Consider the following 25,819-nt stretch of genomic DNA (forward strand, 5'->3'; position numbering starts at 1 on the left):
TGTATTTATTTTGCCGGTTTAGTCGCCCTGAACTCTATCTTACTAGGTAAAACCCTTGGATTCATTTTTAAAATATCCAACACCAGATTTCCCATATCTTCAGGCTGAATTTTCCATGCATCTTTTTCTGAAACAACATTCCCGTTGAAATTCGTCGCTACAGATCCCGGCATAATGACTGTTGTTTTAATATTATATTTTCTTAGATCTATCATTGCGGCCTGTGTAAAACCAACAACCCCAAATTTTGAGGCGTTATAACCAGTTCCGTTTTCAAAAAAATTAGCTCCTGCCAGACTTGAAATTGTAATATAATATCCTTCCGTCTTCTTTAACTCCTCAACTGAAGCTTTTAACGTATAAAAAGCGCCGGTTAAATTTGTTCCTATCATAGTATTCCATTCTTCCACAGTAAGTTCATCTACGGGCTTAAATATCCCTAATCCTGCATTCGCAATTACAAAATCTACTTTTCCAAACTTCTGTACAGTGTATTTTATAGCTTCCTCTTCACTTTCAAGACTTCTCACATCTGAAACAATCCCTAAAACCTGTCCGGAATATGGCTGCAATTCTTTTTCTGCTTTCATTACATCTTCTCTTTTACGTCCTGAAAAGGCAACTGATACTCCGTTTTCCAATAAAATCCTGGCAATTCCAAAACCTATCCCCTTGGTTCCTCCTGTTATATAGGCTACTTTATTTTCGATCATACATTTCACTTTAATTCCCTAAAATAAAAAAAACGCTTCAATTGAAGCGTTAATTCTTGCTAAGATTAATCAGTTATTTATTTTTTAATAATTTTTTTAGATATCTTCCCATCTATGGTCTCAATACTGATGATATAAGCACCTGAACCGAGATGCCTTACATCAATTTTATCTCCATCAAATTGCGCATGCATATTTCTTCCGGCAGCATTAAAAATTTCAATTTTAGTTACAGTTGACTTGGATTGTATAGCAACAAAATCAGTTGCAGGATTTGGATAAACCAAAACACTATCGTCCAACACGGAAGCTTCTTTTGTTCCTAATACTCCATTATTTGTAGCTGAAAGTGTATAATTATCAAAAGAAGTGATATGAGCAACCGTATTTCCCGCTCCAACAACAGAAACGAAATCCATTTCAAAAGGATCTACTCCGGGGGCGGCAGGAATGTAGGTAGCCGGAGGACTAGAAACAATACCGCCCGGACTTAACCATGTTACCACCCCTGTAGTTTTATTAAATGTACATTTTAATGTAATCCACGTATTTGCTGGATAGGTATATGTATTAGGCTCCAGATAAAAAAGAATATTACCCGTTACATTTGTCGTAGTATTGGTATAATATGCTATGCCTACAACTCTTTGTGAAGCATAATCATATCCTGCTCCAAGAAGCGTTTTATGGGTCGTGGTATCATAAACTAAAACAGTTCCCCTGCCTGAACCTCCTGTAGCACTTCCTGTATATAAATTAAATTCCAATTTTAAAATATCATTTCCCGGCGTTCTAGCGGCCCAGGCAGCCGGTAAACCGTCTTTCCACATATATCTTGTCCCTGTTGCAGTAGCACTTCCCGTAAGCTGCAAAGATTTATCATGAGAAGCATCGATATTTACAATCTGTGCATCTGAATTAGACCCTCCTGCAAAATCGGTACGAAATCCACCTTGCCCTAAAGTGTTTGGAGTAATAGTAGTTCCGACATTTCCTATGGTATAGGAATTAAAATTATCACCTTGTAAGGACTGAGCATTCCATGTTTGGAATAAACCAAATAAAAATACACTAATAGATAAAACTTTTTTCATAACATAATTTTTTAGTATTATAACATTAATTTTTTTAGTACAAATTCCTTTAGAATCCATATTCATTATTAAGACAACTAAAATCTGAAAAGGTTGCTCATGAAATAAAAAAATAAATCAACCTGGAAAAATCATGATGTGATACGGGTATATCCGCAGACCTCATTTTGTTGATTTTTTCGTGATGACTTATTCTGAGCCTGACCGATTTTATATTACAAAACTATCTTGGTACTAAAAGATTACAAATACTTGGAAAAGGGTAATTATTTCTACCTAGTTTTAGGTATTTTTAAAATTAATCAATGAAATATTTTGGCAATAAAAAAACGCTCCGGATTGGAGCGTTTTTTATACTAAAGTTTATTAGTTTTATTCTTTAATGATTTTTTGAACATATACTTTTCCATCACTTGCCTTAACCTTTAAGATATAAGTTCCTTTTGTAAAGCTTGATACGTTTACTTCATTAACATTTTTATTATTAGAAATTGAAGTAATCACTCTTCCATTCATGTCATAAATATCAATTCCTTCAGATTTTAAATTGTTACCAAATCTGAATTTCAAAACATCTTTAACCGGATTTGGAAAAACTTGAAAATCTTGCGAATTTGTAACTTCTGTAACTCCTAGTGTTGTTGTTGTGCCTTCAATAGAAAAAGCCAAACCATTAAGTGCTGCAGTATTTGTTAAGTCAAATAAATCCGTCCAATCAGTTGCTCCCGCTCCAAAAGCATCACTTGGATCAACTAACTTAGCTGGATTCCCATTTATTGTTCCTGCAAACCAATTAAATCGAGGACCTGCCGTATAAGCCGTTAGGTTTGTTTTTGCCGCAAATACTAACCAGTAAACAGTATTAGGTTGTAATACAAGAGGTGTTGATAGCGCAGCTGCCACATCAATATTATAAGTATAATTGGAAGTTCCAGATTTTACCAAGCCATACCCTGGAGCACCTTTAGCAATATTAATAGCTGCTATCGGAGCTACAGCCGGATTGTTAGGAATTCCTGCAGGGCTACCCGCTGAATTAGCATAAATGTATAACATTAAACCAGTTCCAACAGTAGTTTCAAGAGTTCCAGAACTCTGAAAACCAGAAATAGAAATTTTTGTTATTGTACTTTGACTGGCAAGCGTAAAGTCATCAGCAGCTGCAACAAAATTCCCATTGGCGAGCACATCGGCAACAATACCATTAGTTGTAGTTGTAGGTTGAGAGAAAATAACAGTTTGAGCGTTTAGATTCATTACTCCAAGTAATAATCCCAGAATGTAGATTTTTTTCATGATATAATTTTTTAGTTATCACCGTAAAGATATTTCATTTTATTGATTAAAAAAAATTTTATCAAATAAATAAAACAATCAAAAATAATCAATCATATAAATAACAAATAAGATAAATTAATCCACATAATAGTGAAAAATATGTATTTTTTAAAAAAAATTCAATCATTAATAAAATAAACCATAAATAACATTTTAATGTAAAAATACCTTAGTGAAAATAAAAAAAATAAGATACCTAGTGGGGTATCCTATCTTTTATTTGTTTACTATAATACGTGCAAGCACCTAGCTTCTCATACTGTTCTGTTATTTTGAATAATTTTCAAAAAAGAGCGGAATACTTTCGATTCCTTTATAGAAATTAAACAATCCATAGTGTTCATTAGGCGAGTGAATGGCATCAGAATCCAATCCAAAGCCCATCAATACAGACTTTGCACCTAATACTTTCTCAAACATTGAGGTAATAGGAATACTTCCTCCTCCTCTGTAAGGTAATACCTCTTTTCCAAATGCCGTTTCCATTGCTTGCTTAGCAGCTGCAAATTCCTTGGTATCAGTCGGTAAAACATAAGGCATCCCTCCATGATGCGGAGTTACTTTTACCCTTACTGTATCCGGAGCAATTTTTTCGAAATATCTGGTAAATTTTTCAGTGATTTCTTCCGGAGTCTGATAAGGTACCAAACGCATAGAAATCTTTGCAAAAGCCTTTGAAGGAATAACTGTTTTTGCTCCCTCTCCGGTATAGCCACCCCAAATTCCATTACAATCCAATGTTGGGCGGATTGATGTTCTTTCTAAAGTCGTATATCCTTTTTCTCCTTCTATGTTACCTAATCCGATAGCTCTTTTAAACTCCTCAGGATTATCTTTCAATTTATTCATTTCAGCTCTTTCCTGATCTGAAACAATATCTACATTATCATAAAACCCGTCAATTGTAATATGTCCATCCTCATCGATTAACTTTGCAATCATTCTTGAAAGAACGTGGATTGGATTGGGAACTGCACCTCCATACAATCCGGAGTGCAAATCTCTGTTTGGCCCCTCTACTTCTACCTCTACATAACTTAAACCTCTTAAACCCGTTGTAACAGTTGGCTGCTCATTGCTGTAAATATGAGTATCAGAAATCAGAATGCAATCACAAGCCAATTTTTCTTTATTTTCATTAACAAAATCACCAAGACTTACGGATCCTACTTCTTCTTCTCCTTCTAAAATAAATTTAACATTACAAGGAAGAGTATTGGTTTTCATCATCGCTTCAAATGCCTTTAGATGCATAAAAAACTGTCCTTTATCATCTGCAGAACCTCTGGCAAAAATAGCCCCATCCGGGTGAAGCTCTGTCTTTTCTATATATGGTTCAAAAGGAGGTTTCTTCCATAATTCTAAAGGATCAGCAGGCTGAACATCATAATGACCATATACCAGAACAGTAGGAAGATTTTTATCTAAGATCTTTTCTCCAAAAACAATTGGGTAACCAGCTGTTTGGCATACTTCCACATTATCGGCTCCCGCATTTTTTAAATGTGTTGCACATACTTCTGCACATTTCAATACGTCATCTTTATACGCGGGATCTGCAGAAATAGAAGGAATTCTCAATAACTCAAATAATTCATCCACGAAACGCTGTTTGTTTTCGTTGATGTAATTTAATGTCTCTTGCATTGTAAAAATTTGTTTTGTTAAAATTAAAGAAAATGGTCTGCAGCAGCAAGCAAAAACAAAGAATTTTCCTTTAGCCAATTATTTATTTTAGGATCGGCCAATACTACAAACCAAAAACAAAAAATGTCCTGCAACCTGGCAAGACATTTTTATATTTTCTAATAATAATTAGTGTTCAGCTTTAGCTTTTTCAGCTTCTACGGGTTTTGCTGCAGCAGTACTGTCTGTTTTTGGAGCTTCTGTTCCATGTTTTTCAGCAACAGCAGCTTCTTTATGTTCAGCTGTAGCATCATGACCATGAGTTTCTCCACCTTTTTGCACATCATCTGAATATCTTTCTGCTCCCTCTTCTAGCTTTAAAGTATTCTTATTTCCTCCAGCTTGTATTTTTTTACAGCTTACTGCTACACTTGCAATGGCTAAACATATAATTAATTTTTTCATATGTAAGATTTATTTTTTTAAAAGGTCATATGGAATCGCTCTATTTTAGTCTATTCTAAATTATCCCAACAGCTGCGATTTCATGCTTAAATTTTAGATTGCCCAAAATTAAGAAATCCTGCTCCTTTTGACAACATTTTTACACTGATTTTAAAATAATTTTACCTTTTTTGGATTGTGTAAAAATAAGATATCTTTCTCCACCATCCTTCAGGTTGTATTTCTTTTTGATTTCATCTGGTTTCAAAGGATAGTTCTTTGAAATGATATTAAATTGCTCCTTCTTTTTAATCTGCTTATTTCCAATAACTTCCATTTCCATAACTCTTCCCGGAAAGCCTTCAATTTTCTCTGTTGAAGTGTAGATATGAGTGTTGGGATGAAGTTTTTTTAGGGAAAATCGTTCAGATATAAGATCAAACGCACCTGCTTTTAAAATGGAGTTATTTGGCAAATATATAAAACGCTCTGGTTCGGAATATTCTGAATGAACAAATTCTTCATTACCCAATTGAAATACAAAGTCCGACTCTCCACTATCTAAGTTGATACAATGGCACATGACTTTTTCAGGCTCATCATGTGTTAGAAATACGACGACCTCTTTTACCTCATTCTTTAATGCGATAATATCAATTCTTGAAATATTCTTTAATACAGAGAGAAGATATTTTAAATCAATCAGTGGCGATAGTTTTACTACTACCTTATTTGAAATGGATAGTAAATGATCCTGGATTTCAAGAATATTAGGTGAAAGATCTTCTAATAGAAAAACTTTATTTTTACTACTATCTCTTCTGGCCGGATCCAAATACGTAACATCAAAAACTTCTTTATTCTGCTCAAGAAAATTTTCAAGCCTTAGATTAATAAATTTGGCTTTTTTATTTAAAACCGACCAGTTGTGTTCAACTATTTTTAAAAGTTCAGTATTTTGTTCTACTAAGACTATATCATCAAAATTTTGTGACAGATAGTAGGCATCAATTCCAAAGCCACTGGTAAGGTCAATGAATTTTTTCCCACTTATCAAAGTTGATTTATAAATCGCTGTTTTTTCAGAAGACGATTGTTCCATATTGAGTTGAGGAGGAAATATAATTTCATCACGTAATAAAAAAGGAAATTTCTTTAAAGCAACTTGTCTTCCCTTTATTTGATGAACGATTTCCTGCATGCTGACTTCATCAAATGGCGATTTTTTCAATAATAATGAATGTAAATCTGTAGTCAGATTTGCATTTATAAAATTTTGAACCTCTTTTTTTAATATTTCAACCACAGATTTCCCTGATCTACAAAGGTGTTTATGTTTAATTTCTTAATATTCTAAATTTCCATTTATTTTTCTAAATATCCTTTTAGCAATGCAATCAGTATTGAAACCAACTAAAATTTAGAGTTTTAAGCCTGTTAATTTCAAGTAGATTGATAGAGAAGAACACTACAGCTCTAAATAATATAAAATTACCTTTTATAAAAGATATAGTCTGTTAATAACGGCTCAATACCGTTTTGTTTTAATAGAGAATTAATCTGCCCTCTGTGATAAGTAGAATGATTGATCGCATGGAAAAGCATTTCAAAGACACTATTTTCAAATTTTGTCCCCTTTGAGTTCTGATATCCTATTCGGTTATCAAGATTAAAATTCTGAACAATCTGAATACTTGTTAAAAAATTCTGATGATTGATCTCTTCCAGATCTTCAAGTGGATTGACCTGCCAGACTTCGAAAGTTTCTTCTCCCAATATCCTTGCATTCCAAATTTGTTGAGCATTAATCGTATGATTGATTAATGCAATAGTTCTTTCATCTATTTTCGGCGTATGATCTTTAACCAGCTTAATTATTTTCTGATTATAATGATGTGTATATTCAAATAAATCAACTAGCTTATCGATCATAATTCAAACATTTCCGCCCAACGTACAGGCTTTATCTCTTTTTCAGAATACAATTCATCAATTGATCTTTTAGCTTCCAATTTTGGATAAAGATTCACCCCTATTAATTTGATCTTTCCTTCTTCCACCCACTTCTGCTCTTCAATAGCGTGCTGATAGATTTTTTTCTGAATAACTCCCTGTCTGATTAATTCCAGATAACCACCCCCGTCTTCTATTTCCAAAAACAGATCCCAGGATTTTTCTGCAATTTGTCGTGTGAGATCTTCAACATAATAACTCCCATTGGCAGCATCTTCAAAAACATTAATGATACTTTCGTAAGCCAACACGATCTGTTGCTTGAAAGAAATTTCCTCTGAATTATCCGTACTTCTGCTTACAAGATAATTATTGCTATAAACCGCATCAGCACCACCAATCATTGCTGCGGCAAGCTCCAATGTGGAACGGATAAGATTATTTTCACTATCCGAAACTGCTTTATTTCTTAATGAAGTTTCAACAAAAATATAAGGGATTTCGTTAAGGTTATATTCTTTTGAAAGCTGGTTAAAGATGAGTTTAAATGCTCTTATCTTTGCCATTTCAAAAAAATAATTTCCTCCTACGGCAATTTTAAAAATCAATTTATCTAAGATTTCAGCTCCAAAAACTTCAATAAGTTCTTTCGTTTTTGCTAATGCTATTCCAAGTTGCTGATAAATTGCAGCTCCTGCATTTTGATGAAGAGAAATATCTATACAAATATTTCTTCTGAAATCTTTAGCTAATAGCTCCCTGGCCAGCTGATCATTAATTATTCCATCTTTTTCATTGAATACATCAATCAGCGAAAAGTATTGATCTTCATCCTTTGGGCTGATATGTTCTGCAAGATCTTTATTATTAACGAAAATGGTTTTTCCTTCTAAATTTTCAACATTCTGATTTAAAAGAAATGCAAAAACATCATCTTCCAGACTTTCATGGTACTGGGCAACCAAATGAGTGCTTTCTTCAACTTTGGGAAGATTAACCAAAAGCTGTGGTACAGAATCATAGAAAGGTTTTACTACAATTCCTTCTAAATTTTCTTTTTTCAGAATTGTGTAGATATCTTCTGTTTTAAGTTGCTTTTTTACTAAATTTTCCCAATCAGGAAGGGTATTAATATTTGACATTAAGTGGAAAGTTATAGGATTAAGAGCTTTTATTTTATGAATTTTATTTTTTCGATATTTTAGTGCTATCCACAACAAGAATGAAGATTTCCTCATCAGGTTTTTTCATAAAATAATTTTCTCTTGCGTATTTTTCTTTTTCAGATTTATTATTCATGAGCTTTTTATAAAACGTATCATTTTTTTCATATTCCGTTTTATAATACTGCAATTGTTCCTGGTATTTACTGATCTCACCATTGAGCTCATTAATTACCAGAAATGATGTTTTATCAAAGAAAATCATCCACACTAAAAACAAACAGATAGTAATAAAATACCTGTTTACAATGTATTTCTGAAGCAGTTTAACGACTTCGGATTTCGGTTGGATGTCTTTAATTAATTTATTTGCCATTTTAGTGTTTTCTCAACGAGTTTTTTATCACAGTAGTTAAAAAATCAATCGCTACAGAATTTTGCTTCATATTAGGGATGATAAGATCAGCCTCATTTTTTGAAGGTTCAATAAATTCCTGATGCATTGGCTTTAAAGTAGTTTGATAGCGATGTAAAACTTCACTTAAATCTCTACCTCTTTCCTGGGTATCTCTTCTAATTCTTCTGATCAACCTCTCATCAGAATCTGCATGAACAAAAACTTTCAAATCAAATTCTTTCAGCAGCTCTTTATTAGTAAGAACTAAAATACCTTCCACAACCAATACATTTTTAGGTTCTACAGTCACATGGTCTCCGGTTCTGGAATGCGTAACAAAACTATAAATGGGCTGTTCAATGGGCTCATTATTTTTTAAAGCTTTGACGTGTTTTAACATCAGTTCAAAATCTATAGACTTCGGGTGATCATAATTCAAAGCTTCCCTTTCAGCCAATGTAAGATTATGGTTATTATGATAATAATTATCCTGTGACAAGATGTTCATTCCTTCGATATCAAGCTGTTGGAGTATTTTATCCACAACTGTAGTTTTGCCGGATCCAGTTCCTCCTGCAATTCCTATTACAAGCATTCTTTTTGAGTTTCTATATAGTTGGTACAAATATACTATTTTACTTGAATGCAAGTAAAGTAATCCATCTTTAAATTATATGGAAAGCACATACAAATAAAAACACCGGCAATGATACCGGTGTTTTTATTATACTATTTCGCTTGTCAGCTCTCTTGAAATCAATTTCTCATGCATAGGCTTCAGTACGTCCATAGAGCCTGTTTTTACAGTGCATTTGCCCTTATAATGAATCAGGATCGTACATTGCTCAGCCTGCTCAAATGTATGCTTACAAATTTCCACAAGGCAGTCGATCACATAATCAAAAGTATGTACATCATCATTATGTACAATCAGCTTATACACATCATCCGTTTCTTCCAACACGAGAACTTCTTCCTCGTACTGGCGTTTTGGATTTTCGTAATCCTTTATACTGTTATAAAAAATCATTTTAGAATTATTTAAACTTCCCCTAATTTATCTGCCAAATCATTGATAACATTTGGACCTTCATACACCAATTCTACCAGCTCAACGCTTTTATTATTCATTTTTAGAATTTTAAAATGGTAGTTTTCAATATCAAACTCCTGATTTTCCACAGGAATATCTTCTAATGCGTGGAGAATAAATCCTGCTAATGTATTATATTCGCTTTCTTCAGAAGGAGCCAATTTTTTAGGCAGGAATTCATTAATTTCTTCGAGAGGTTGTGTAGCCTGAACCCAATAGATGTTGTCTCCAATTTTATCAACAATTTTATCTTCGTCATCTTCCTCATCCTGAATTTCTCCCACCAGCTCCTCGAGGATATCTTCAAGTGTTATAATACCTTCGGTACCACCGAATTCATCAATAACAATTGCCAGGTGTTGCTTTTTCTGCTGGAAGATCTTAAGGAGATCGGAAATCTTTTTACTCCCCACTACAAAGAAAGCATCACGCATAAGGGTTTTTAGATCTTCATGATTCAGCTCACCTTTTCTTTTAACAAATTCTCTGATAATCTCCTTTGTATAGAGAATACCGATCACGTTATCAATAGAGTTTATATATACGGGAATTCTGGAATAACCACTATCCATAATTTTATTGATAATATCGTTGATATCTTCCTCAAAATCTATTGATGTAATATTCTGTCGGGGAACCATGATTTGCTTTGCAGAGTGATCTGTAAAATCAAACGCATTCTTAATAATCTCATAGTTTTCCTCTTCTATTTCTCCGCTATCAGCACTTTGTTTTACCAAAAGCTGAAGTTCTTCTGTAGAATGGATTTCCTGCTCAGATGCGGGATGGATCTTCATTAATCTTAAAACCCCGTTCGACATGGAATTCATCAACCAGATAAAAGGTTTGAAAATTGTATAGAAGATCCTCAATGGAACAGCAGTTGCCATCGTGGTAGCTTCTGATTTCCTGATTGCAATAGATTTGGGAATCAATTCTCCAAACACTATATGCATAATCGTAATAAGAACAAAACTGATGATTAACGATATAGAAGTAACTGAAGCAGCACTTAATTGAAAATTGATAGATATAAAGATATTCTCTACAATATGGTGTAATGCGCTTTCTCCTACCCAACCTAGGGCAAGTGAAGCTAATGTAATTCCTAATTGTGTTGCAGAAAGATATTCATCAAGATGTTTTATGATGTGCTCTGCCTGTTTAGCCATTGAGTCCCCCTCTGCGGCCTTAATTTGAATTTGCGAATAACGAACTTTAACAATTGAAAATTCAGCGGCTACGAAAAAGCCATTAAGTAATACAAGAAACAAGGCTAGCAAAAGCCTGACTATGTCCGAGTCCATTTAGAAAATTATATAAAATTTAGTTTTACAAAGATATAGAAAATAAAAATAACAAAAAAAAGCATCGATATACTCGATGCTTTAATATTTTACTAAATATTTTTCTTATGAATTTTTCAAAGCTTCTGCTCCCGAAACGATCTCAAGGATTTCGTTTGTAATAGCAGCCTGTCTCGCTTTGTTATAGAAGATTACCAAATCATTCTTTAAAGCCTGGGCATTATCTGTTGCTTTATGCATCGCAGTCATTCTAGCTCCATGCTCAGATGCCACTGAATCTAAAACAGCTTTGAAAACCTGAGTTTTAATAGATTTTGGAATCAGGTTATCCAAAATTTCATTCTTGTTAGGTTCAAAGATATAATCTGTTTCTACTTGTGGTTCAGTAGTTTCAGGCATCAGGATAGGAAGAAGTTGCTCTTTGGTTACTTCCTGAGTAGCAGCATTAATGAATTTATTATAAATTAAATAAATCTCATCAAATTTACCCTCCTTAAAGCTGTTCATAACCCCTTCTGTAAGGTTAGAAACTGCATCAAAGTTCAAATTATCAAAAACGGCACTTTCATTAGCATATACAGTACGGCTTCTTCTTACAGCATCATATGCTTTTTTACCGATTGTAAGAACTTCAATATCGTATTGAGAATTATTCTGAAACTGAATATTAAGCTCTTTTACAATAGATGAGTTAAATGCACCGGCAAGACCTCTGTTTGACGTTACAGCGATAAAAAGCACTCTTTTAACCTCTCTCTTTTGAGCATATATAGAAACCTGATCAGGATCTGAACTAGAGTTTACATTCTGAATGATTTCTTGTAGTTTCTCGGAATAAGGTCTTAACATCACGATTGCATCCTGTGCTTTTTTAAGTTTCGCAGCAGAAACCATTTTCATAGCACGTGTAATTTGCATCGTAGATGAAATTGAACTGATTCTTCCTCGTATTTCTTTTAAGTTTGCCATATTGGGTTAGTTGTTGGTTGTCGGTTGTTGGTTGCTAGTTTTAGAAATTTCTGTCAACTATCAACCAAAAACCATCAACTAATTTTTTAATTATATTTTGAAGCTAGATCGTTAGCAGCTTGCTTAAGAACGTCTGTAATTTCGTTATCAATTTTTCCAGATTTAATAGCAGCCATCGTTTCAGGATGCTTAGATCTTAAGAAAGCGATATATTCCGCCTGGAATTCTTTCACTTTTCTGATAGGAACGTTTCTTAACAAGTTCTCAGTACCTGCATAGATCATTGCTACCTGGCTGTCTACCGGAAGTGGAGAGTTAACCGGCTGCTTAAGAAGCTCCACGTTTCTTTCCCCTTTAGAGATTACAGCTAAAGTAGATGCATCTAAGTCAGAACCAAATTTAGCGAACGCTTCTAGTTCTTTATATTGAGCCTGGTCAAGTTTCAATGTACCAGACACTTTTTTCATTGATTTAATCTGAGCGTTACCCCCTACCCTTGATACGGAGATACCTACGTTAATTGCAGGACGAACCCCAGAGTTGAATAGATCAGATTCAAGGAAAATCTGTCCGTCTGTAATTGAAATTACGTTAGTAGGAATATACGCAGAAACGTCACCAGCCTGAGTTTCGATAATAGGAAGTGCAGTTAATGAACCACCCCCTTTAACCAAAGGCTTCAAAGATTCAGGTAGGTCATTCATCTGGCTTGCGATGTTATCATCAGCGATCACCTTTGCAGCTCTTTCCAATAATCTTGAGTGAAGGTAGAAAACGTCTCCAGGATAAGCTTCACGTCCCGGTGGTCTTCTCAATAGAAGAGAAAGCTCACGGTAAGCAACAGCTTGTTTAGACAAGTCATCATAAACGATAAGAGCTGGTCTACCTGTATCTCTGAAATACTCACCGATAGAAGCACCTGCCATAGCAGAATACACCTGCATCGGAACAGGGTCTGATGCATTAGCGGCAACAATTACAGTATAAGCTAAAGCTCCTTTATCAGAAAGAGTTTTAACGATCTGAGCTACTGTAGATGCTTTTTGTCCAATTGCAACATATATACAATATACAGGTTTCCCTGCATCAAAAAATTCTTTTTGGTTGATGATCGTATCAATAGCAACAGTCGTTTTACCTGTTTGTCTGTCACCAATGATAAGCTCTCTTTGTCCTCTTCCTACAGGGATCATAGAGTCGATCGCAACGATACCTGTTTGTAGAGGCTCAGTTACAGGCTGTCTGAAGATAACTCCAGGAGCTTTTCTTTCCAATGGCATTTCGTATAAATCCCCTGTAATAGGACCTTTACCATCGATAGGGTTACCAAGAGTATCTACTACTCTTCCTAGCATACCTTCCCCTACTTTAATTGAAGAAATTCTGTTTGTTCTTCTAACTGTATCACCTTCTTTTACTAATTTACTTTCTCCTAAAAGTGCAACCCCTACGTTGTCCTCTTCAAGGTTAAGTACAATACCTTCTACATCACTAGAAAATTTAACCAACTCTCCGTATTGTACGTTTTCTAACCCGTATACACGAGCAATACCATCACCGATGGTTAAAACTGTACCTACTTCCTCAACGTTAGATTGAGTGTCGAAGTTGGCCAATTGTTGTTTTAAGATCGCAGATACTTCTGCCGGATTTATTTCTGCCATTGTATGGTTGTTTTTGTCTTAATTTAATTGAAAATCTTTTTTAACCTGATTAAGTTTGCTTTTAACAGATGCATCGATCTGCTGGTCTCCTACTCTTAAAATATAACCCCCTAAAATCTTAGGATTTACATTAACCTTCAAATCAAAATTTGAAGTATTTTTTACCAGGTTTGTAGATCCTAAGATCTGATCAATATTTTCTTTTGAAAGCTCAGTAGCAGTAGTTAAAGTGATTCTCTGTACACCATTAACATCTTCTACTTTATTGATAAATTCCTGAGCGATATTCTTCAACTGGCTTTCACGACCTTGTCTGATAACCAATTTGATTAAATTCTGCGAAGAAAGTGACAAATCTTTGAAAATCTCATCAGCTACTTCTATTTTCTTTTTAGCATCAATGTAAGGTGTAAGGAAAAACTTGTTCAGATCCGCAGATACTGACATCAGCTTTACCACATCTTTCATTTCAGAAAATACAGTAGCCGTTTGCCCTGTTTCATTTGTGAAATCAAGCAAACCCTGTGCGTATCTTTTAGCTACTTTAGATGTAAGCATTATTAGTTAAGGTTAGATTTGTTTAAATAATTTTGAACCAACTCGTTCTGAGCTTCGTTGTTATCTAATTTTTGTTTTAAGATAGACTCAGCGATATTTACAGATAAAGCACCAATTTGAGTTTTAATATCTGCCATTGCAGCATTTTTCTCAGTCTCAATAGTTTGTTTAGCTGCTTCAATCATTTTATCTCCTTCAGCTTTAGCAACATCTTTAGCCTCTCCTACAATTCTATCTTTAATTTCTCTTGCTTCTTTCAGGATAGCATCTCTTTCAATTTTAGCTTCACGAATGATTCTTTCGTTATCAGCTTTAAGATCTTCCATTTCTTTTTTAGCCAATTTAGCTTGATTTAATGCGTCAACAATAGAAGTTTCTCTGTCATTTACTGCATTAACGATTGGTTTCCAAGCGAATTTTGCTAAAAGAAACAACAGGATAACAAAAGTAAGCGTCATCCAAAACAAAAGTCCAATTCCAGGTTCAATAATTCCCATATCTGTAAATTCTTTTTTTAATGTGATAATTTTATGGATATCTTTTTAAAATTCTTAGCAGCAGCCAACCGCTTCACTGCTAAGAATATTCTCTTTTGAGGATAAATTACTTGATGAAAGCACCAAAGATGATCGCGATAAGACCAGCACCTTCAATAAGACCAGCAGCAATAAGCATTGCTCCTTGAATCTTACCAGCTTGTTCTGGTTGTCTAGCGATAGCATCCATTGCATGTCCACCGATTTTACCGATACCAAGACCTACTCCTAGTACTGCTAAACCGATTCCTACGTAAATTAATCCTGCTCCAGTTGATAAATCCATAATAAATAAATTATATTAGTTAAAATTATTTTAAAAATAATGCTCTATTAGTGAGCGTGTTCTTCATGACCATGTTCGTGCTCATGTTCTGCTACAGCAATACCGATAAATAGTGCTGATAATACTGTAAATATATATGCTTGCAAGGCAGCTACCAATAATTCCAATACAGAAACAAATAATGCTAATGGTACTGATGCAAATCCTAAAAACGGAGATTTAAAAATAAAGATCAAAGATATAATAGCCAAGATCATAATGTGACCTGCAGTAACGTTAGCGAAAAGTCGCATCATTAACGCAAAAGGCTTTGTAAAGATACCAATGATTTCGATCGGAACCATAATAGGATATAATAAGATCGGTACCGGCGGCATAAAGATATGTTTCCAATAATCTTTATTAGCACTGAACAAAGTAATCAATAAGGTAATAACAGCCAATACAGCAGTGATTGCAATGTTACCAGTAAGATTAGATCCTCCAGGGAAGAAAGGAACCAATCCGAAAAGGTTATTGAACCAGATAAAGAAAAATGCTGTTAATAAATAAGGCATATATCTTTTATATTTAACTGATCCGATATTCGGGATTGCTACCTCATCTCTGATAAACACGATCACAGGCTCCATTATTTTTCCAAAACCTGTCGGAAGCTGAGATTTCTTATAGTTTCTTGCCATTCCAATGAATACTACCAGCATAAAAATCACTGATAAGAACATTGACGCTGCATTTTTAGTAATGGAAAGATCAAAGTAAACCTTATCTGATTTTTGTTTCCCACCTATTAATGCAAACAAAGTTGCTTTTTCAATTCCTTTAGTAGAAGCCACTTGTCCCTCTTCTAATGTATATCCATCATGTTCATGACCGTGAGCGATCTTGTTAGAAAGGAAAGTATGCCATCCTTCATTATCTTTAATAATTACAGGTAATGGAATTGAAACGTGATGTTCTTCCCCATTATCATCTTTGGTAGTCCATAAATGCCATTCGTTAGAATCACCAATGTGTTCCATGATCATTTTGGTCGCATTAAAGCCCTTTTCCGCTTCTGTATGCTCTACTTTTTCAGCTGCCTTCTCACCTTCAGATTCATGCTGTGCATTAGCTAAACCACTAATAAACACAAATAAAAATGCGAAAAATAATGAAGAAATTTTTCTGTTCATATCTCTTTTTTAATCGTGTGCAAATATATCGATTTTATTAAACTTTACCAATATTAAAAATTGATTTTTATCATCAAAAAAGTCAAGATTTGTTAATGAGTTTTATTATAGATAAGTATATAAGGAACGATGCGATAATAAAGCAAATTACAATAAATAGAAAATTAGCTTTTGTTTTATCAATAATAAGCAAAGAAATAACAAGCCATACAAGATCTTTTGAAAGGTTTACCACCAGAAATTTCATCCCCGCGTCTGGTCTGCCATATAAATATCTTTTAAATATTATATAAACAATACTATTAAGGACTATTATTAAAAGTACAATAATTAAACTATTCCAAATATTCATTTTGCAAAAATAAAATTATAATTTATTAAGCAAAATAAATCTCCGCAATGTATATCATATATATTATTAAAAAATCCTTATTTTTGCAGACTATAATTTATAACACATATGTTTAATAGTTTACAGGATAAATTAGACAAGGCGCTTCATAATATTTCCGGACGTGGAAAAATTACGGAAATCAATGTTGCGGAAACCGTAAAAGAAATTCGTAGAGCATTGGTAGATGCCGATGTTAATTATAAAGTAGCAAAGGATCTTACTAAAAGAGTTCAAGATAAGGCTTTGGGACAAAACGTTCTCACTTCTCTTACTCCGGGCCAATTGATGACTAAAATTGTTCACGATGAGTTGGTAGATCTAATGGGGGGATCCCAGGAAGGCATTAATCTTTCAGGTAAACCTACCATAATCCTTATTGCAGGTCTTCAGGGTTCCGGTAAAACTACATTTTCCGGAAAACTTGCCAATTATTTACATACTAAAAAGAATAAAAAACCTTTATTGGTAGCGTGTGATGTTTATCGTCCCGCTGCAATCGACCAGTTAAAAGTACTGGGCAGCCAGATAGGGGTTCCTGTTTATACAGAAGAAGGAGCTACTAATCCGTCTACCATTGCTGAAAATGCCATCAAGTTTGCAAAAGAAAAAAACCATGATGTTGTAATTGTGGATACTGCAGGACGTTTGGCTATAGATGAGCAAATGATGAATGAGATCAAATCTGTTCATTATTTCATCAAGCCTCATGAAACATTGTTCGTTGTGGACTCTATGACGGGTCAGGATGCTGTAAATACTGCAAAAGCATTCAATGATGCATTAAATTTTGACGGTGTTGTTCTTACCAAATTAGACGGTGATACAAGAGGGGGTGCTGCTTTAACGATCCGTTCTGTAGTTGAAAAACCGATTAAATTCATTTCCACAGGGGAAAAAATGGAAGCTCTAGATCTTTTCTACCCGGAAAGGATGGCGGACAGGATTTTGGGAATGGGAGACGTTGTTTCCTTAGTAGAAAGGGCTCAGGAACAATTCGATGAAGAAGAAGCTAAAAAACTTCATAAAAAAATTGCTAAAAACGAGTTTGGTTTTGACGATTTCCTAAAGCAGATCAATCAGATCAAGAAAATGGGTAATATGAAAGACCTGATGGGAATGATCCCTGGGGTGGGAAAAGCTATTAAGGATGTTGAAATCAGTGATGATGCATTTAAACACATTGAAGCAATTATCTACTCCATGACTCCGGAAGAAAGAAGAAGACCTTCTATTATCAATACGCAAAGAAAACAAAGAATTGCAAAAGGCGCAGGAAGAAAGATTGAAGATGTAAACCAATTGATGAAACAGTTTGATCAAATGGGTAAAATGATGAAGATGATGCAGGGACCTCAGGGTAAACAAATGATGCAGATGATGAGTAAAATGCCTAATATGCCTGGAATGGGCGGAATGTTTGGAAAATAGGAATCCATCAATCAATATAAAAACCGGCTCAATTGAGCCGGTTTTATTTTTTAGTCTGACTGATTATTATTTATCAGATTTCTGAGATTTTGATTTAATGAAGTAAGAAAAACCAATATTAACTCCAAAAGTTTTAACGTTAGTTTTTACATCGGTATTCATAATTGTTTCTTTATTAGAAAACTGATCATATGAAACCCCTAAATTAACCCCTAAAGATTGTGTCGCCATGTACGTTACTCCTCCTTTTACCTTCCATGCCAAACCATCTGTAGTAGTATCAGATGAAACTGAACCATCACCAAAATTTCCTTCACCTGTATTTTTAACAGACGAATATCCGATCCCTGCTCCAAGGAAAGGAACAAACTTGCTATCATTAACAAAGTAATAAGTAGCAGTTGGCATTACAGAAAAATTATTGGTTTTAGATTTGATTCCCTGATATTTTGTTGTAGCACTCATAAAACCTAAGTCAATTCCAACGGCTAACTTATCAATTACAAAATACCCCACTGAAGGAGATACAGAAAAAGTGCTCACTTTAGGCCCATCTATCGATTGTCCGCCAGCTTTAATTGTTGTATTAATGTTGTTAAATCCTAAACCAGTGTTTCCACTGATCACCCAGTCTCCTTTACTCATCTGAGCGTTCGATAATCCAAAAAGTGCAACAGCACCAGTTAGTAATAGTTTTTTCATAGTTATTAAAATTTAATTTATACAGGGTTCTATTTGTGGAAATAGAACTCATTATTAGTTATCATTTGATATAAAAAGTTACAAGCGGCAAATTTAACATAAATTTATCATTTATTTAATATTTAATTAAACAATATTATAATCTCTTTTACACCATTGTTTTCAGAAATTTAAAGCGATAAAAAAAGGTCTGAGCAAGCTCAGACCTTTTTTTATTGTAAAATAATGTACTAATTACTTAGCAAAAACATATTTAACTCCGAAAGTTACAGAAGATAAATTCAATCCGAAGTTATAGTTGTTTGTAGCATCACCATCTTTTGGCTTGTAGTTGTTGTAACCGAACTCACCGATAGTAGCTTCGATAGACCAGTTCTTGTTCAAGAAGTAATCTAAACCTGGCTTCACAGTAACACCAATTTGCGTGTATTTAGCTTCGCTAGAAGTAGAGTTTGAAACTGTAGTATTTCCTGAAGTAGATACTGAGTTATTTTCTAACTTAGTTTTTCCGAACTCCATTGGTACTGCTAATTGTCCGAAGATATATAATTTTTCAGACAAAGTCCAGTATTTTCTTACGAAAGGAGCAACAACGAAAGCTGGCTTCTTAGTGATATTCTCACTTACAGTTGTAGTGTTAAGAATAGTTGTAGTAGTAGTAGTAGCTGTAGTTTTTTCAGTTTGGTAACCAACACCTAAACCAATTGCTAAGTTTGTGTTAACAAAATATCCAACTGTAGGTAATACATTGAAGTTTTCTTTTTTAAGATTACCATTGTTAGATTCTTCTTGAGAATAACCAACAGATCCTGATAAATATGTAGTACCTTTAGCAATCTGAGCATTAGATAAACCGAAAAGTGCAATAGCACTCGCTAATAATAATTTTTTCATTTTAAAAAATTTTAATACTTTCTGAGAGCAAATTTACAGTGGGTCCCTCTAATATTAAAATTTGTTAACGTGATTAATATCATCCAAAAATACTCGCTTTTTACAGGAAAAAAATGCACTTAATATATTATATTATTTTTTTCACAAATTTTTGAATAAAAAAACTCCAATTCTGCAATTGGAGTCCTTAAAATTCGGAATTTTTAATAATTTTATCTTAAATAGAAATTATATCCGATGTTTACAGCGCCTATTGTCCAGCTTGATCTGTATCTTCCAAAATCACGTCTGTTACTAATGCTTTGGTACCCTATATACAATTCACCTTTAGACATCTGATATCCAAATTTCGGTTGTGCATAGAAACCTCCATCCATTCCGTCTTTTACAGAAATAGCATAACCAAGATCCAATCCTACAAAAACAGGAGCTCCTGAGAACTTATACTTTCCTGAAACAGCCACCGGAATAAATCCAAAATCATCAAAGTTATCCTTTCCAAAGAAATGTGAATACCCTGAAGCAACTCCCAGATCCAATCCTTTTGTAATATTCCACATATAAGATGCATCTACACCTAAAGTAAATGATGAAACATCACTGGCATCAGCAACAGGAATTCCGATATGTCCTCCTAGTTTAAAACCTTCTTGCGCATTTACTGCACTTCCTAAAAGCGCAAAAGCGCCCACTAATAATAGTTTTTTCATTTTTAAATAGTTTTGATTGATGCTGCAAAATTAACGTTTATTTTTCATTCTGCCTCCCGTTAAAACACGGATAAAAAAAACACTTACCAGGTAAGTGCTTAAAATTATTTTAAACTAGGGTGAGCGTAATTAATCTTGCTGAATAATTAAACCTATTAATTTCCATCAAATTTAAATCGGCCCTCAATGTTTGATTATTCATTTCGAAGCCTTTTCTCTTCGTCATTATAAGCCAGGATAATTTTCCTTACAACCGGATGTCTTACAACATCCTCTTCAGTTAGATGCACAAAACCAATTTCATTTACACCATGCAAAATCCGCATTGCTTCTTTTAGTCCGGATTGCTGATTTCTTGGCAAATCGATTTGGGTAGGATCCCCTGTTATAATAAATTTAGCGTTCATACCCATTCTGGTAAGGAACATTTTCATCTGGGCATGGGTTGTATTCTGTGCTTCATCAAGAATTACGAAAGCATCATCCAAGGTTCTTCCCCTCATAAAAGCCAAAGGTGCCACTTCAATAACTTTCTTCTCCATAAAACCTTCAAGTTTCTCGTGAGGAATCATATCTCTTAAAGCATCATATAAAGGCTGTAAATAAGGATCTAATTTTTCTTTAAGATCCCCTGGCAAAAATCCAAGGCTCTCCCCTGCTTCTACAGCGGGTCTGGTAAGTATAATTCTTTTAACCTCTTTATCTCTTAAAGCCCTGGCTGCTAAAGCAACACTGGTATAGGTTTTCCCTGTTCCTGCAGGTCCGATAGCAAAAACCATATCCTTTTTCTCGGTTTCTTTAACCAGTTTTTTAAGATTAGTCGTTTTAGCTTTTATAATTTTACCATTGACTCCTTTTACAATAATATCCTGATCAAAAATCAGATGTTTTTCATTCTCATCCTTAATATTGAGAATACTCTCTACATCTTTCAGTTCAATAGAATTATTTTTTGAAATAAATTTTACAATATCATCAAGTTTTTGTTTAAATATATCCAGAGCTTCCTGATTTCCTTTAGCTAAAATAGAGTGATCTCTGCCTGTAATTTTTAGTGTCGGAAAGCTTGATTTTAATAAATTGAAATATTGGTTATTAACTCCATAGAAGATTTTCACATCGATATCTTCCAAATCATATGTTAATTCAAACATGTAAGCATTTTTTTATTAGAATCTAAATTTAAAGTTTTTTTTTCATACTTATATTAATTTTGTTATCCACAATTTTCATTTAAACACCTTTATAGTACAATTAGCTAACTCTTAGTTGTATAAAATATCAATTCTCTTAAAAGGTCCCGCAATATAGATTATATAAACACTTGTAACAGGTATAATGTGGTACCTTTTTAATTCTTTTTCTTAGTATTAAAAGATATTATATTCAATGTAATAAAAGGAGGTTTAAACTCATGTAAGCTTCTTTTTTAATTATTTTTTATGAGTTATAAGCACGAAGTTTTCCTTTATTTTAAATAAATTTGCAGGACTAGTATTATTCCACAACTACAAAAATGTCAATTATTACACTCACTTCTGATTTCGGAAATTTAGATTACAGGGTTTCGGCTATGAAAGGCAAAATTCTTTCTTTAAATCCTGAGGTTAATATTATTGATATTACCCACGAAATTCAGGCATATAATCTTATCCAGACTTCATATATCATACGGAACGCGTATAAACATTTTCCAAAAGGAACTATTCATATTCTGTCTGTAGACAGTTTTTATCACAAGTCAAGAAAAAATATTCTCTATAAAGCAGATGGTTCTTATTTTCTTGCTGCAGATAATGGTTTACTTAGCCTTGTTTTTTTTGATATCAAACCTGAGGCTATTTATGAAATTACTCTGAACAACAGGTTTGATGATATCATTAATTTCACTTCAACAGATATTTTCGTTCCTGCTGCCGTACATTTAGCCAACGGTGGCCTTCCGGAAGTAATCGGACGGAAAATAAAAAGTGTAAAAGAACTTCTATTCCCGAAACCTGTCTATAATGAGACTGAAAAGATGATTATCGGGGAAGTGATGTATATTGATAATTTCGGAAACATAATCTCAAATATCAACAAAGATTTTTTTGAAGCCGCAGGAAAAGGACATGAAAATTTCACGATCAAATTTAGGAATTTAAGTCTTTCAAAAGTATTTTCCAGCCACACGGAAGTTGTTTCAGACTGGAACAGGGAAACCGAATTCCATGGGCAATCCGCAGCCATTTTTAATGACAGCCAACTATTGGAACTTACTATCTATAAAGGAAGCAAGAAAAATGGTGCAAGAAGTTTATTTGGACTGAATGTAGGCGGGAATATTTATATAGAATTTTCGTAAAATTATATATTCCGTAAAAAAACCGATTTTTTTTATATATTTGTCAAAATCTAAAAAATAAAAATGGCAGAGTACAAATTATTGCTTCCTTCCATGGGAGAAGGTGTTATGGAAGCTACAATTATCACTTGGTTATTCAATGAGGGTGATCAGGTAAAGGAAGATGATTCCGTAGTAGAAATTGCAACAGATAAGGTTGATTCAGATGTTCCGACACCAGTTTCGGGAAAAATTGTGAAAATCTTAAAGCAAAAGGATGAAGTTGCAAAAGTTGGTGAAGCCATTGCTATTTTAGAAATTGAAGGAGAAGGCGGAAATACAGCTACAGAAGAAACGATCACTGAAGCCCAGGTATCAGCTCCTGATACTGAAACTTTAAAAACGATTGAAGAACCATTAAAAACGGGAACTTCAACAGTTGAATTTTCAGGAGATCTTTATTTATCGCCTCTTGTAAAGTCTATTGCACAACAAGAAAACATTTCTGAATCTGAATTAAAATCTATTAAAGGAAGCGGTTTAGAAGGAAGAATTACCAAAGAAGATATTTTAGCATTTGTTAATAACAGAGGAAACCAGCCAAAGACAGCACCTGTTCAGCAAGTTGCCTCTACTCCACAGCCGGTTGCAACAACTCCTGTTGTAACACCTGTATCAGTTTCAGCTGGTGATGAAATCATTCCAATGGACAGAATGAGAAAAATCATTGCTGAAAATATGGTAAAAGCAAAACACATTGCACCTCACGTTACTTCTTTCATTGAAACAGACGTTACCAACGTTGTAAAATGGAGAAATAAGCATAAAGATCTGTTCGAAAAACGCGAAGGTGAAAAACTTACCTTTATGCCGATTTTCGTAAAAGCGATCGTAAAAGCAATTCAGGATTATCCAATGATCAATGTCTCTGTAAATGGAGATAATATCATCAAAAAGAAAAATATCAACATTGGTATGGCAACGGCTTTACCGGACGGAAACCTTATCGTTCCTGTCATCAAAAATGCAGATCAGCTTTCGCTATCAGGACTTGCAAAGGCGATTAATGATTTAGCTTATAGAGCCAGAAACAAGAAATTAAGACCTGAAGATACTCAAGGTGCTACTTACACTATTTCCAATGTAGGAAGCTTCGGAAACTTAATGGGAACCCCTATTATTCCTCAACCGCAGGTAGCTATCCTTGCTATTGGTGCTATTGTAAAAAAACCGGCAGTACTTGAAACTAAAGACGGTGATGTAATTGCTATCCGCCAGTTAATGTTTATGTCCCACTCTTATGACCATAGAGTTGTAGATGGTTCTTTAGGCGGAATGTTCTTAAAACATGTTCATGATTACCTTCAAAACTGGGATCTGAATACAGAAATTTAAAAATTAAAGCAGCAATAAATTTTGCTTGTTATATGATACAAACCTTCGAAATGAATTTCGGAGGTTTTTTATTATTGCATTTGTGATTAAATAATATTATTTTTAAAACAAACTTTAAATGATGAAATTGAAATACAATAACGTTAACTTCTTGCTATCGTATGGCTTAAATAATTACAACTATTATTTAGGAATAAAAACAATATTTGCTCTTCAAGGTAAAACAAGACTATAAAATGTACTCAGTTTTTATATACCTCCGCAGAAGTCTCAAAAAATCTTTTGATAATATCCGCAATGAACAACTGAAGTACAATTTACTTCAGGCAATTCCTTTCTGGATTGGTTCGGTGATTACGGGATTTTTTGCAGTGATGTATGCTAAAATATTTGCGTGGGGTGAAAGTCTTTTAAATATCATTTTCAATTGGCATTCATGGATGATCTTTATTATTGCTCCCATTGGTTTTGTTTTGTCCTGGTGGCTGGTAAAAGAATTTGCACCGAATGCCAAAGGAAGCGGAATTCCACAGGTAATGGCTGCCGTAGAGCTTGCTAATCCCAAGGAACACAAAAAGATCAGAAGCCTTTTGAGTCTTAAAATCATATTCTTTAAAATTATTTCTTCTGTCATTTTGGTAATCGGGGGTGGTGCTGTGGGACGCGAAGGACCAACCATTCAGATCGCAGGTTCTGTTTTCAGAAAGGTAAACGAATATCTTCCCGAATGGTGGCCGAAAATATCAAAAAAAAATATGATTATGACTGGTGCGGCCGCAGGTCTTGCAGCAGCTTTCAATACTCCTTTGGGGGGAATTGTATTCGCGGTGGAAGAACTATCAAAAACTCATATTAATTATTTTAAAACAGCTCTTTTTACAGCTGTTATTATTGCAGGCTTAACTGCGCAAACCCTGGCAGGATCTTATTTATATCTTGGCTATCCCAAAACGCATGATGTCTCACTGATGGTAATGTTCCCGATCATGCTTGTAGCAGGTGTTTCAGGTATTCTCGCAAGTCAGCTGTCTGTTATCATGCTTACCATGAATAAGTGGAAAAAGAAAAATCTGAAAACGGATAAATCAAATATTTTATTTCTTGTTATTTGTGCGCTTATCATTGCTTCTATTGCTTATTTTATTAACAGAGAGATCTTAGGATCCGGTAAAGAAATTATGGAAAGAGTTCTTTTCACAAAAAACAAGCATGAAGACTGGTATGTGCCCATCTTAAGAATGCTGGGACCTGCTTTATCCTTTACATCAGGAGGAGCCGGCGGCATCTTTGCTCCTGCTCTCTCCGCAGGCGCAAGTATTGGCTCCGTCATTTCAGGAGTGATTCATCTTACCCAAAACGAAACGAATGTTGTCGTTCTTGCGGGAATGGTTGCTTTTCTTACGGGAATTACAAGAGCCCCTTTTACATCGGCGATTATCGTCCTTGAAATGACTGACAGGCACTCATTAATATTCCATTTAATGCTGGCCGGAATGGTATCGTCTATTGCTTCTATTTTAGTAAGCAGACATTCACTCTATGACGTGATAAAGATGAATTTTTTAAGTGAAATAAGAAGCAAAGAAGAAGTCTAAGATTTAACAAAAATATTCATAGCTCAGACTTTCTACTATTATCTTTAGCAGTTCCCCACAAA

At 34.1% G+C, this 25,819-nt stretch carries 26 protein-coding genes; 4 read left to right on the forward strand and 22 right to left on the reverse strand.

Annotated features, from left to right (window positions below; all coding sequences use genetic code 11):
* Positions 1–5: 5 nt before the first annotated feature.
* The 18 genes from G9C87_RS04180 to atpB form a co-directional block, all read right to left on the reverse strand.
* Positions 6–713, reverse strand: coding sequence for an SDR family oxidoreductase (locus G9C87_RS04180; protein WP_172278468.1), 708 nt, complete (start codon positions 711–713; stop codon positions 6–8).
* Positions 714–790: 77 nt separating this feature from the next.
* Complete coding sequence (locus G9C87_RS04185; protein WP_172278470.1) at positions 791–1,807, reverse strand: T9SS type A sorting domain-containing protein; 1,017 nt, start codon at positions 1,805–1,807, stop codon at positions 791–793.
* 372 nt (positions 1,808–2,179) lie between these two features.
* The gene (locus G9C87_RS04190) at positions 2,180–3,103 is read right to left on the reverse strand and encodes a T9SS type A sorting domain-containing protein (protein ID WP_172278472.1); all 924 of its coding nucleotides are present in this window, start codon (positions 3,101–3,103) and stop codon (positions 2,180–2,182) included.
* A 309-nt stretch (positions 3,104–3,412) separates the two neighbouring features.
* Positions 3,413–4,792, reverse strand: a complete 1,380-nt coding sequence (locus tag G9C87_RS04195) for a dipeptidase (RefSeq protein ID WP_172278474.1) — start codon at positions 4,790–4,792, stop codon at positions 3,413–3,415.
* A 168-nt stretch (positions 4,793–4,960) separates the two neighbouring features.
* Complete coding sequence (locus G9C87_RS04200; protein ID WP_172278476.1) at positions 4,961–5,236, reverse strand: hypothetical protein; 276 nt, start codon at positions 5,234–5,236, stop codon at positions 4,961–4,963.
* A gap of 139 nt (positions 5,237–5,375) precedes the next feature.
* Positions 5,376–6,446 carry a THUMP-like domain-containing protein gene (locus G9C87_RS04205; protein WP_228456949.1) on the reverse strand — a complete coding sequence of 357 codons (1,071 nt, stop codon included), beginning with the start codon at positions 6,444–6,446 and terminating at the stop codon, positions 5,376–5,378.
* 260 nt (positions 6,447–6,706) lie between these two features.
* The gene (locus G9C87_RS04210) at positions 6,707–7,147 is read right to left on the reverse strand and encodes a DinB family protein (protein ID WP_172278480.1); all 441 of its coding nucleotides are present in this window, start codon (positions 7,145–7,147) and stop codon (positions 6,707–6,709) included.
* On the reverse strand, positions 7,144–8,310 hold the full coding sequence (locus G9C87_RS04215) for a methylmalonyl-CoA mutase family protein (RefSeq protein WP_172278482.1): 1,167 nt from the start codon (positions 8,308–8,310) through the stop codon (positions 7,144–7,146). The genes G9C87_RS04210 and G9C87_RS04215 overlap by 4 nt, the downstream gene beginning before the upstream one ends.
* Before the next feature lie 43 nt (positions 8,311–8,353).
* Positions 8,354–8,707, reverse strand: coding sequence for an FtsB family cell division protein (locus G9C87_RS04220; RefSeq protein WP_172278484.1), 354 nt, complete (start codon positions 8,705–8,707; stop codon positions 8,354–8,356).
* Between the two features lies 1 nt (position 8,708).
* The gene (gene udk / locus G9C87_RS04225; RefSeq protein WP_172278486.1) at positions 8,709–9,323 is read right to left on the reverse strand and encodes a uridine kinase; all 615 of its coding nucleotides are present in this window, start codon (positions 9,321–9,323) and stop codon (positions 8,709–8,711) included.
* 129 nt (positions 9,324–9,452) lie between these two features.
* Positions 9,453–9,758 (reverse strand): ATP-dependent Clp protease adaptor ClpS, encoded by a 306-nt coding sequence (locus G9C87_RS04230; protein ID WP_172278488.1) that lies wholly within the window; start codon positions 9,756–9,758, stop codon positions 9,453–9,455.
* A gap of 11 nt (positions 9,759–9,769) precedes the next feature.
* Positions 9,770–11,128 (reverse strand): hemolysin family protein, encoded by a 1,359-nt coding sequence (locus tag G9C87_RS04235; RefSeq protein WP_172278490.1) that lies wholly within the window; start codon positions 11,126–11,128, stop codon positions 9,770–9,772.
* 105 nt (positions 11,129–11,233) lie between these two features.
* Positions 11,234–12,097, reverse strand: coding sequence for an ATP synthase F1 subunit gamma (gene atpG, locus G9C87_RS04240; RefSeq protein ID WP_172278492.1), 864 nt, complete (start codon positions 12,095–12,097; stop codon positions 11,234–11,236).
* 86 nt (positions 12,098–12,183) lie between these two features.
* A complete protein-coding gene (gene atpA / locus G9C87_RS04245) occupies positions 12,184–13,761 on the reverse strand; it encodes a F0F1 ATP synthase subunit alpha (RefSeq protein WP_172278494.1) in 1,578 nt (525 codons plus the stop codon).
* Between the two features lie 18 nt (positions 13,762–13,779).
* The gene (gene atpH / locus G9C87_RS04250; RefSeq protein ID WP_172278496.1) at positions 13,780–14,319 is read right to left on the reverse strand and encodes an ATP synthase F1 subunit delta; all 540 of its coding nucleotides are present in this window, start codon (positions 14,317–14,319) and stop codon (positions 13,780–13,782) included.
* Positions 14,320–14,321: 2 nt separating this feature from the next.
* Positions 14,322–14,816, reverse strand: coding sequence for a F0F1 ATP synthase subunit B (locus G9C87_RS04255; RefSeq protein ID WP_172278498.1), 495 nt, complete (start codon positions 14,814–14,816; stop codon positions 14,322–14,324).
* Between the two features lie 106 nt (positions 14,817–14,922).
* A complete protein-coding gene (locus tag G9C87_RS04260; RefSeq protein WP_007844726.1) occupies positions 14,923–15,141 on the reverse strand; it encodes an ATP synthase F0 subunit C in 219 nt (72 codons plus the stop codon).
* Between the two features lie 47 nt (positions 15,142–15,188).
* Positions 15,189–16,316 (reverse strand): F0F1 ATP synthase subunit A, encoded by a 1,128-nt coding sequence (gene atpB, locus G9C87_RS04265; protein ID WP_172278500.1) that lies wholly within the window; start codon positions 16,314–16,316, stop codon positions 15,189–15,191.
* Positions 16,317–16,776: 460 nt separating this feature from the next.
* Here atpB and ffh point away from each other — a divergent pair, with 460 nt between their 5' ends.
* Positions 16,777–18,138: a signal recognition particle protein gene (gene ffh / locus G9C87_RS04270; protein ID WP_172278502.1), complete on the forward strand. Its 1,362-nt coding sequence runs from the start codon at positions 16,777–16,779 to the stop codon at positions 18,136–18,138.
* 66 nt (positions 18,139–18,204) lie between these two features.
* Here ffh and G9C87_RS04275 read toward each other — a convergent pair whose 3' ends face one another.
* The 4 genes from G9C87_RS04275 to G9C87_RS04290 form a co-directional block, all read right to left on the reverse strand.
* The gene (locus G9C87_RS04275) at positions 18,205–18,840 is read right to left on the reverse strand and encodes an outer membrane protein (protein WP_172278504.1); all 636 of its coding nucleotides are present in this window, start codon (positions 18,838–18,840) and stop codon (positions 18,205–18,207) included.
* Between the two features lie 234 nt (positions 18,841–19,074).
* Positions 19,075–19,734, reverse strand: a complete 660-nt coding sequence (locus G9C87_RS04280; protein ID WP_172278506.1) for an outer membrane beta-barrel protein — start codon at positions 19,732–19,734, stop codon at positions 19,075–19,077.
* Positions 19,735–19,946: 212 nt separating this feature from the next.
* A complete protein-coding gene (locus G9C87_RS04285) occupies positions 19,947–20,444 on the reverse strand; it encodes a hypothetical protein (RefSeq protein WP_172278508.1) in 498 nt (165 codons plus the stop codon).
* Between the two features lie 194 nt (positions 20,445–20,638).
* Entirely contained in the window at positions 20,639–21,598 is a 960-nt protein-coding gene (locus G9C87_RS04290) for a PhoH family protein (RefSeq protein WP_172278510.1), read from the reverse strand.
* Between the two features lie 362 nt (positions 21,599–21,960).
* On the opposite strand from G9C87_RS04290, the gene G9C87_RS04295 reads away from it, so the two are divergent.
* The 3 genes from G9C87_RS04295 to G9C87_RS04305 all read left to right on the forward strand — a co-directional run bounded on the left by G9C87_RS04295 (position 21,961) and on the right by G9C87_RS04305 (position 25,757).
* Entirely contained in the window at positions 21,961–22,788 is an 828-nt protein-coding gene (locus G9C87_RS04295; protein WP_172278512.1) for an S-adenosyl-l-methionine hydroxide adenosyltransferase family protein, read from the forward strand.
* A gap of 63 nt (positions 22,789–22,851) precedes the next feature.
* Entirely contained in the window at positions 22,852–24,162 is a 1,311-nt protein-coding gene (locus G9C87_RS04300) for a dihydrolipoamide acetyltransferase family protein (RefSeq protein ID WP_172278514.1), read from the forward strand.
* Positions 24,163–24,398: 236 nt separating this feature from the next.
* A complete protein-coding gene (locus G9C87_RS04305; RefSeq protein WP_172278516.1) occupies positions 24,399–25,757 on the forward strand; it encodes a chloride channel protein in 1,359 nt (452 codons plus the stop codon).
* Positions 25,758–25,819 lie beyond the last annotated feature (62 nt).

It is taken from the genome of Chryseobacterium sp. LAM-KRS1, assembly GCF_013184525.1.
Lineage (GTDB): Bacteria > Bacteroidota > Bacteroidia > Flavobacteriales > Weeksellaceae > Chryseobacterium > Chryseobacterium proteolyticum.

What these genes read in the sequence shown, in the direction of transcription:
- atpA (WP_172278494.1), bottom strand. Translation starts at nt 13,761, where the DNA reads ATGGCAGAAATAAATCCGGCAGAAGTATCTGCGATCTTAAAACAACAA.
- G9C87_RS04305 (WP_172278516.1), top strand. Translation starts at nt 24,399, where the DNA reads ATGTACTCAGTTTTTATATACCTCCGCAGAAGTCTCAAAAAATCTTTT.
- udk (WP_172278486.1), bottom strand. Translation starts at nt 9,323, where the DNA reads ATGCTTGTAATAGGAATTGCAGGAGGAACTGGATCCGGCAAAACTACA.
- G9C87_RS04190 (WP_172278472.1), bottom strand. Translation starts at nt 3,103, where the DNA reads ATGAAAAAAATCTACATTCTGGGATTATTACTTGGAGTAATGAATCTA.
- G9C87_RS04260 (WP_007844726.1), bottom strand. Translation starts at nt 15,141, where the DNA reads ATGGATTTATCAACTGGAGCAGGATTAATTTACGTAGGAATCGGTTTA.
- G9C87_RS04180 (WP_172278468.1), bottom strand. Translation starts at nt 713, where the DNA reads ATGATCGAAAATAAAGTAGCCTATATAACAGGAGGAACCAAGGGGATA.
- G9C87_RS04295 (WP_172278512.1), top strand. Translation starts at nt 21,961, where the DNA reads ATGTCAATTATTACACTCACTTCTGATTTCGGAAATTTAGATTACAGG.
- G9C87_RS04220 (WP_172278484.1), bottom strand. Translation starts at nt 8,707, where the DNA reads ATGGCAAATAAATTAATTAAAGACATCCAACCGAAATCCGAAGTCGTT.
- G9C87_RS04215 (WP_172278482.1), bottom strand. Translation starts at nt 8,310, where the DNA reads ATGTCAAATATTAATACCCTTCCTGATTGGGAAAATTTAGTAAAAAAG.
- atpB (WP_172278500.1), bottom strand. Translation starts at nt 16,316, where the DNA reads ATGAACAGAAAAATTTCTTCATTATTTTTCGCATTTTTATTTGTGTTT.
- atpG (WP_172278492.1), bottom strand. Translation starts at nt 12,097, where the DNA reads ATGGCAAACTTAAAAGAAATACGAGGAAGAATCAGTTCAATTTCATCT.
- G9C87_RS04300 (WP_172278514.1), top strand. Translation starts at nt 22,852, where the DNA reads ATGGCAGAGTACAAATTATTGCTTCCTTCCATGGGAGAAGGTGTTATG.
- G9C87_RS04290 (WP_172278510.1), bottom strand. Translation starts at nt 21,598, where the DNA reads ATGTTTGAATTAACATATGATTTGGAAGATATCGATGTGAAAATCTTC.
- G9C87_RS04200 (WP_172278476.1), bottom strand. Translation starts at nt 5,236, where the DNA reads ATGAAAAAATTAATTATATGTTTAGCCATTGCAAGTGTAGCAGTAAGC.
- G9C87_RS04195 (WP_172278474.1), bottom strand. Translation starts at nt 4,792, where the DNA reads ATGCAAGAGACATTAAATTACATCAACGAAAACAAACAGCGTTTCGTG.
- G9C87_RS04280 (WP_172278506.1), bottom strand. Translation starts at nt 19,734, where the DNA reads ATGAAAAAATTATTATTAGCGAGTGCTATTGCACTTTTCGGTTTATCT.
- G9C87_RS04230 (WP_172278488.1), bottom strand. Translation starts at nt 9,758, where the DNA reads ATGATTTTTTATAACAGTATAAAGGATTACGAAAATCCAAAACGCCAG.
- ffh (WP_172278502.1), top strand. Translation starts at nt 16,777, where the DNA reads ATGTTTAATAGTTTACAGGATAAATTAGACAAGGCGCTTCATAATATT.
- G9C87_RS04275 (WP_172278504.1), bottom strand. Translation starts at nt 18,840, where the DNA reads ATGAAAAAACTATTACTAACTGGTGCTGTTGCACTTTTTGGATTATCG.
- atpH (WP_172278496.1), bottom strand. Translation starts at nt 14,319, where the DNA reads ATGCTTACATCTAAAGTAGCTAAAAGATACGCACAGGGTTTGCTTGAT.
- G9C87_RS04255 (WP_172278498.1), bottom strand. Translation starts at nt 14,816, where the DNA reads ATGGGAATTATTGAACCTGGAATTGGACTTTTGTTTTGGATGACGCTT.
- G9C87_RS04235 (WP_172278490.1), bottom strand. Translation starts at nt 11,128, where the DNA reads ATGGACTCGGACATAGTCAGGCTTTTGCTAGCCTTGTTTCTTGTATTA.
- G9C87_RS04285 (WP_172278508.1), bottom strand. Translation starts at nt 20,444, where the DNA reads ATGAAAAAACTATTATTAGTGGGCGCTTTTGCGCTTTTAGGAAGTGCA.
- G9C87_RS04185 (WP_172278470.1), bottom strand. Translation starts at nt 1,807, where the DNA reads ATGAAAAAAGTTTTATCTATTAGTGTATTTTTATTTGGTTTATTCCAA.
- G9C87_RS04210 (WP_172278480.1), bottom strand. Translation starts at nt 7,147, where the DNA reads ATGATCGATAAGCTAGTTGATTTATTTGAATATACACATCATTATAAT.